General features: G+C 66.4%; 8 protein-coding genes. 2 read left to right on the forward strand and 6 right to left on the reverse strand.

What is annotated here, in order from left to right; all coding sequences use genetic code 11:
- The coding region (locus RMO18_RS16650; RefSeq protein WP_309667417.1) for an EI24 domain-containing protein at nt 1–456 on the forward strand (456 nt) is incomplete at its 5' end.
- 11 nt (nt 457–467) lie between these two features.
- Here the strand turns inward: RMO18_RS16650 and RMO18_RS16655 are convergent.
- On the reverse strand, nt 468–749 hold the full coding sequence (locus RMO18_RS16655) for a DUF1467 family protein (RefSeq protein WP_309667418.1): 282 nt from the start codon (nt 747–749) through the stop codon (nt 468–470).
- Complete coding sequence (mce, locus tag RMO18_RS16660; RefSeq protein WP_309667419.1) at nt 746–1,150, reverse strand: methylmalonyl-CoA epimerase; 405 nt, start codon at nt 1,148–1,150, stop codon at nt 746–748. Before mce ends, RMO18_RS16655 begins: the two co-directional genes overlap by 4 nt.
- Before the next feature lie 173 nt (nt 1,151–1,323).
- On the opposite strand from mce, the gene RMO18_RS16665 reads away from it, so the two are divergent.
- Entirely contained in the window at nt 1,324–2,046 is a 723-nt protein-coding gene (locus RMO18_RS16665; protein ID WP_309667421.1) for a response regulator, read from the forward strand.
- A gap of 7 nt (nt 2,047–2,053) precedes the next feature.
- On the opposite strand, the gene RMO18_RS16670 is transcribed toward RMO18_RS16665, so the two are convergent.
- The 4 genes from RMO18_RS16670 to RMO18_RS16685 all read right to left on the reverse strand — a co-directional run.
- Nucleotides 2,054–2,764, reverse strand: coding sequence for a GNAT family N-acetyltransferase (locus tag RMO18_RS16670; protein WP_405054095.1), 711 nt, complete (start codon nt 2,762–2,764; stop codon nt 2,054–2,056).
- Nucleotides 2,765–2,824: 60 nt separating this feature from the next.
- Nucleotides 2,825–3,991: a DUF1501 domain-containing protein gene (locus tag RMO18_RS16675; RefSeq protein ID WP_309667422.1), complete on the reverse strand. Its 1,167-nt coding sequence runs from the start codon at nt 3,989–3,991 to the stop codon at nt 2,825–2,827.
- 5 nt (nt 3,992–3,996) lie between these two features.
- On the reverse strand, nt 3,997–5,349 hold the full coding sequence (locus tag RMO18_RS16680; RefSeq protein ID WP_309667423.1) for a DUF1800 domain-containing protein: 1,353 nt from the start codon (nt 5,347–5,349) through the stop codon (nt 3,997–3,999).
- 89 nt (nt 5,350–5,438) lie between these two features.
- The coding region (locus RMO18_RS16685; protein WP_309667424.1) for a DUF1993 family protein at nt 5,439–5,980 on the reverse strand (542 nt) is incomplete at its 5' end.

Consider the following 5,980-nt stretch of genomic DNA (forward strand, 5'->3'; position numbering starts at 1 on the left):
TTTCTGATGGTGCCTGTGGCATCAGCCTTTGTCGGGATCTTTCTTGAAGACGTGGCCGCTGCGGTCGAGGATCGCCATTACCCCAACCTGCCGCCCGCGAAACCGCCACCGTTTGGCGACAGCCTGCGCGACACCGTGAACTTCCTTGGCCTGATCATTGCGGTGAACGTGGCTGCGGTGTTCGTGTACCCCTTTGCCGGACCCGCCAGCCCGCTGGTCTTCTGGGCGTTCAACGGGTTCCTTTTGGGGCGCGAATACTTCACGCTGGTTGCGACGCGACGCATCGGGCGCGACGCTGCGCAGGCGATGCGTCGGCGCAATGGTGCGGCGGTCTGGATGGCGGGTACGCTGATGGCGGCCCCGCTGTCGATACCGTTGGTGAACCTGATCGTGCCGGTGCTGGGGGTGGCGACCTTCACCCACTTGTTCCATCGGCTGGCGGCCGCCGGACGTTAACTGCACCGACCCTAGCTGCCTTCGGTCGGGCCCATCCGGTCAAACCAGTCCAGATCCTCGATGGTGATCCAGCCTGACAAGATGATCCCGCAGATAATTGCCCAAATGACCGTTGCGATCACGGTGGTCAGCTTGGCCTGGCGCCCGACGATCTCCTGCGCCGGGGCACCAGGCGGGGTGCCGGGAACCACATGGCCGGTGTCCGATTGCGCTGTGACGCGGGTTTGCAGCACGATGAAGAACACCATGAACCAGGTGACCGCATAAACCACAATGGCGGCGGTGATCGTCATGCTTGCTCCAGTTCCACAAGACAGCCGTTGAAATCCTTGGGGTGCAGGAACAGAACCGGCTTGCCATGCGCGCCGATCTTTGGCTCGCCCGACCCCAGCACCCGCGCGCCGGTGGCCAGCAAATGGTCGCGCGCGGCCAGGATATCCTCCACCTCATAACAGATGTGATGGATCCCCCCCGCCGGGTTCTTGGCCAGAAACGCCGCGATCGGCGAGGCATCACCCAGCGGATGCAGAAGTTCGATTTTGGTGTTCGGCAGGTCGATGAAAACAACCGTCACGCCATGCGCCGGTTCGTCCTTGGGCGCGCCGACCGTTGCGCCCAAAGCATGGCGATACTGGTCTGCCGCTGCGGCAAGATCCGGCACCGCGATGGCGACATGGTTCAAACGGCCGATCATGGAACCCTCCGGCGCTGCCTTTAGCGCGGGTTATGGGCGCAGGCGGGCGTTGACGCAAGGGGGGCGCAATGCCGCAGCCAGCGCCGACGCCTGGCCAGAAATTCTTGGTGCCGTTCACCGGCGGTTAACCCGACTGTGCCCATCCTACTGCGATCCCGAAGATGGAGCAGCCGATGCCCTTCCCCCCCGCCCCGCATCCGTTTGTCAGCACCGCCCTTTCCGGCCACACCGCATTGCGCGGCCTGAACGGTCTGCAGGGTCTGACGATACTGGCGGTGGAAGACAGCCGCTTTGCCAGCGACGCGCTGCGCCTGATGTGTCAGCGGTCCGGCGCGCGGTTGCGGCGGGCCGAAGGGGTCGAGGCGGCCCGGTCGCATTTGTCGGTCTATCAGCCTGACGTGGTGCTGATCGACCTTGGCCTGCCCGATGGCCGCGGCGAAGACCTGATCCGCAGCTTGATCACGCCGCGCCCCGGCCCGGTTCTGATCGGGATGAGCGGCGATCCCGAAGGCCGTGCCCTTGCCCTGGCGGCGGGCGCGATGGGGTTTATCGACAAGCCCATTCCGGGGTTGCTTGGTTTTCAACAGGCGATCCTTGCCCTGCTGCCAGACCACAAAGACCGCGCCATTGCCGCCGAAGATACTGCCGCAACGGCCGATCCCATGGCGCTGCGCGATGACCTTGCCACTGTGGCTGCCGCGTTGCGTGCGGCACCGGGGCCGGTGCAACGTGCCTATCTGTCGGGATTTCTGGGCGGTATTGCGCGCCAGACCAGCGATACCCAGCTCGGGGCAGCTTCGCAAACGCTTGCCGCCCCCGGTGCAGCACTGGAACCGCTGGCCGCGCTGTTGCAAGACCGGCTGGCGCGCACCGATGCCTTTGCCCCACCGGACTGAGGCCGCATCACAACAGCGGGTCCGACCCTGCCCGCACCAACCGCGTCAGATCTGACAAGCGTTCCAGTTGCCGTCCCGCCGCGTCGAAATTGCTGGGTGACAGCCATGTCCGATACGCCTCCTTCAGCGCCGGCCACTCGCTGTCGATCACTGAAAACCACGCAGAATCGCGGTTGCGCCCCTTGATCACCATATGGTTGCGAAACACGCCCTCATAGCTGAACCCCAGCCGCTGCGCCGCGCGGCGCGAGGCTATATTCAGCGCGTTGCACTTCCATTCATAGCGCCGATAGCCTGCCGAAAACGCCCAGTCCATCATCAGCGCCATCGCCTCGGTCGCGGCCACCCCGCGCTGCATCCGCGGCGCTATGCAGATATGCCCCACCTCGATTGACCCGGCCTCTGGCGCGATCCGCAGGAAGGAGGCCACGCCGCCACACAAGCCCGTCGCCCCGTCGCGTAGGACGAAAAACCGTGGGTCCTCGCCCGCCTCGCGTTCCCGCGCCCAGCGGTGATAGGCCGAAGCAGACCCGAACGGGCCATAGGGCATGTAGTCCCACAGGCTGTCATGCCCGGAAAACGCATCGAACAGATCGGACGCATGCGCATCCGCCTCCAGCGGTTCCAGCCTTACCGACCGGCCCTGCAATACCGCCTGATCGGGGCGGCGCGGCACAGACCACCCCGCCACAACGGCGCCCAAATCCTTGCCTGACACCCTGCCCCCCGGCACTTACCTTGCCACAACGCTACGCCGGGCCACCCTTCGGATGCAAGGCTACAGCAGAAATCCCGGATCGTCGCCCATTTCCAGCCCCGGAAACACGGTGCTTTCCAGCACCCCCCGGTCCAGCCCGTACAGCCCGCGCATCGCATGCGCGGCCCAGGCCCGCACATCGCTGGTGGGCATCAGGTCGCGACGGTCATACAACCCCGCCTCCGCCAGCCCCGGCCAGCGGCCCATCACCCGCCCGCCCCTGACCGCACCGCCCGCCACCAGCATCACCCCGCCAGTGCCGTGATCCGTGCCACCGGTACCGTTTTCGCGCACCGTGCGGCCAAACTCGGTCATCGCCAGCAGCGTGGTCTTGCCCCAGACCTCTGGCCCCAACTGCGCCTTCATGCGCAGGATCGTGCGCTGCAACCGCGCCAGGGGTTGCTTGATCGCCCGCGCTTGGGCCTTGTGCGTATCCCAGCCGCTTTGCGAAAATGCGGCAATCCGCGTGTCGCCGCGCAACCGCTCGGCCACGAAATCGACAATCATGTCAACATCTTCGGCGCGACCGCTCACCATGGGGTCGCCACCGGCGGTCAGCGCAAATGCCTCTTCCACAGTGTCGCGAAACAGCGGGTCATCGTGATAGACGTGGTCCAGCAGCAACCGCCCCGGCCCCGAAAGCACCAGCTTTTGATCCGGCGCCCAGTTGCGTACCTCTGCCGCACCACCAAGGATCGGCAACGCTTCGCGCCCCACCGCATAGGCCGTTTCCGACGTGATCCCCGGCACCGCCTGCAACAACCGGTTCAGCCAGCCGTCGCGCCCCGCACCGGGGGCCACGTCGATGCCGGTGCCCGCCTCCAACAGATCCTGTCCGTCGAAATGGCTGCGCTTGTCGCGGTAGGGGGTCGATGTCGCATGCACCACCCCCAACTCCCCCGCCTGCCACAGCGGCATCAGGTCCGACAGTGCGTCGTTCAGCGCAAAGAACCCGTCAAGGTCGGTCGCCGGCGCGCTGATCCCCGGCCGGGCCGCCAGAAACCCCGCATCGCCGCGCGGCTGCACCACATCCAGCCCATCCATCGCCCCGCGCAGGATGATCACCACCAACCGGTTGTCGCCCATCGCGGGCGTGCCTTGCGCCATGGTCAGGGTCGTCAGCCAGGGATGCGCCGCCGCCGAACAGCCAAGCATCCCCAGGGATCGCAGGAAAAACCGTCGTTCCATCGCTGTCACCTCCTGTTGAATTCCGGCGCGGCCAGGGTCAGCCCCACGCCTTCGCGCACCTCGGCTGCGGCCGATACTGCCCAGACCAGCCGCTCGCTGGCCCGCGCGCCCAGCGCCGTCGTCACAAACACCCGCGGGTCGGGCAGCGGCTTCACCATCCGCTCCGGCACCTCGATCGCCCAGCTGATCCGCGCGGCCAGACCCTGCGGTGTGATCCAGTCCTCTGCCGCCTCGGGCCAGCCATCGGGGCCGGGGGCCTGCCACAGCGGCTGGCCCATATCGGCCAGCGGATCAAGGATCATGCGCCGGAACGCCTTGTCTTCCGCCCCATGAATCACATCCGCCGAAACCTCCAGCGCCCGCAATGAGGCCACGACAAAATCAAACGGCTGCCGTGCCTTGCCCGTCTGCACGGCCCAAGCCACCGAATTGCCCAGCAGCGCCTCGGTCACCACGGCAAGGTCACCACCGCTGCCGTTCCAGGCCTTCTCCAGCGCGCCGACCAGCCCCGCTTCGGGCGCATCCGCCACAAAATGCACCGCCAGCTTGCCCGCCAGATGCCGCGCCGTCTCGGGCCGCACAGCCAGATCATCCAGCGCGCGGAAAATCGGTGTCACCCCAGCGCCGGCGTAGGTCACGCCCAGCACCGTCTCTGTCCCCGGCTCAGCCCGCCCCGGATCAAACACAAAGCCCTTGCCCGCCTCCAGCGTCAGCCCGGTCAGCAGTTCTGCCAACTGCCGCACATCGCCTTGCGAATAGGCCGCCGAAACCCCCAGCGTATGCAGCTCCAACAGCTCCCGCGCGAGGTTTTCGTTCAGCCCCTTGTCGCGCCGCTGCCCGCGTTTGGACCCCGGCCCGAAAGATGCGTCCTGATTCAGGTAGATCAGCATCGCCGGATGCGTGACCACCGCCTGCAGCATCACCGCAAAGGGCCGCATCAGGTTGGGCCGGATCGCGTCTTCGATCAGCGCGCCGGGCAAGGACCGCTCCACCCGGTTCTTCGGCGTCACCGTAAAATGATCGGCCCAGAACTGCACCAGCCGCTCGCGCAGCGGGTCGTCCGACCCCACCGCCCGTGCGACTGTGGCCTTCGCCGCCCGCAGCGCCAGCGCATCCGCCTGCCGCACCACCCGGCGCAGTGCTGCCTTGTCGCCCTCCATCGCCGACTTGCCCGCTTTCTTCGCCACACGGTAAGCCTCGGCAATCGGCAACACATCGGCCATCGTCACCGAAGGCCAGCGCGCGGCGGCCAGATCCGGCCCCGCCAGCGCCGCCACCATATCCGACGGTTCAGATGACCCCGCCAACGGCAGGCCATAGCCAAACCGAAAAGCGGCAATCCCGGATCTGTCTGCCATGGTCTGCTCCTCGTGCTATCCGAGGGTTCATACGCGGGCGCCGCAACACTCCGTCGCCCGCCGCAACAGACTGCGCGAAAAACCGCGCGTCAGTCGTCGGAAAAGCTGAAATCGCCGGGGTACTGGTGAAATCCGTCGAAGTCTGCCTTGCCCAAAGGCACGCCCGCCGCACGCAGCGCCGCATAGCCCATCGTCAGGTGAAAAAAGAAATTCGGCAAACCAAACAGGTACAGAAAGTCCGCACCCGTCTGCTCCAGATCGGCAAGTCCGGCGCGGTGGCGGATGATCCGCTCCGCCGCGCCGTCAAATTCCTCCGGCTTCATCGCGCCCAAAAGCGCCCGCGCCACCGCCAGCCTTGGCCCCAAAGCCTCCGGCAAGTCCGGCACCTCACGCCCGGCCAACGGGCAGGCGATCCGCATTGTGAACCCTGCAGCCATGGCAAACTGCTGACTTGCCGGGAACGTATCGGCAATCTGCGCCTGCATCGCCTCGCGCCCCGCCCGCTCCACCATCCCGGACATCCGGGTCAGATAGTGGCGAAAGACGGGAACCGAGGCGTGATACATCAGCTGTCCTTCGCCACCACGCGCAGGTTCAACTCGCGCAGCTGCTTCGACGTCGCCTCCGATGG

Source organism: Tabrizicola sp., from assembly GCF_031377265.1.
Taxonomy (GTDB): domain Bacteria; phylum Pseudomonadota; class Alphaproteobacteria; order Rhodobacterales; family Rhodobacteraceae; genus JAUYQR01.

Coding starts and splice junctions, on each gene's coding strand:
- RMO18_RS16655 (WP_309667418.1), bottom strand. CDS start 749: ATGACGATCACCGCCGCCATTGTGGTTTATGCGGTCACCTGGTTCATG.
- mce (WP_309667419.1), bottom strand. CDS start 1,150: ATGATCGGCCGTTTGAACCATGTCGCCATCGCGGTGCCGGATCTTGCC.
- RMO18_RS16665 (WP_309667421.1), top strand. CDS start 1,324: ATGCCCTTCCCCCCCGCCCCGCATCCGTTTGTCAGCACCGCCCTTTCC.
- RMO18_RS16675 (WP_309667422.1), bottom strand. CDS start 3,991: ATGGAACGACGGTTTTTCCTGCGATCCCTGGGGATGCTTGGCTGTTCG.
- RMO18_RS16680 (WP_309667423.1), bottom strand. CDS start 5,349: ATGGCAGACAGATCCGGGATTGCCGCTTTTCGGTTTGGCTATGGCCTG.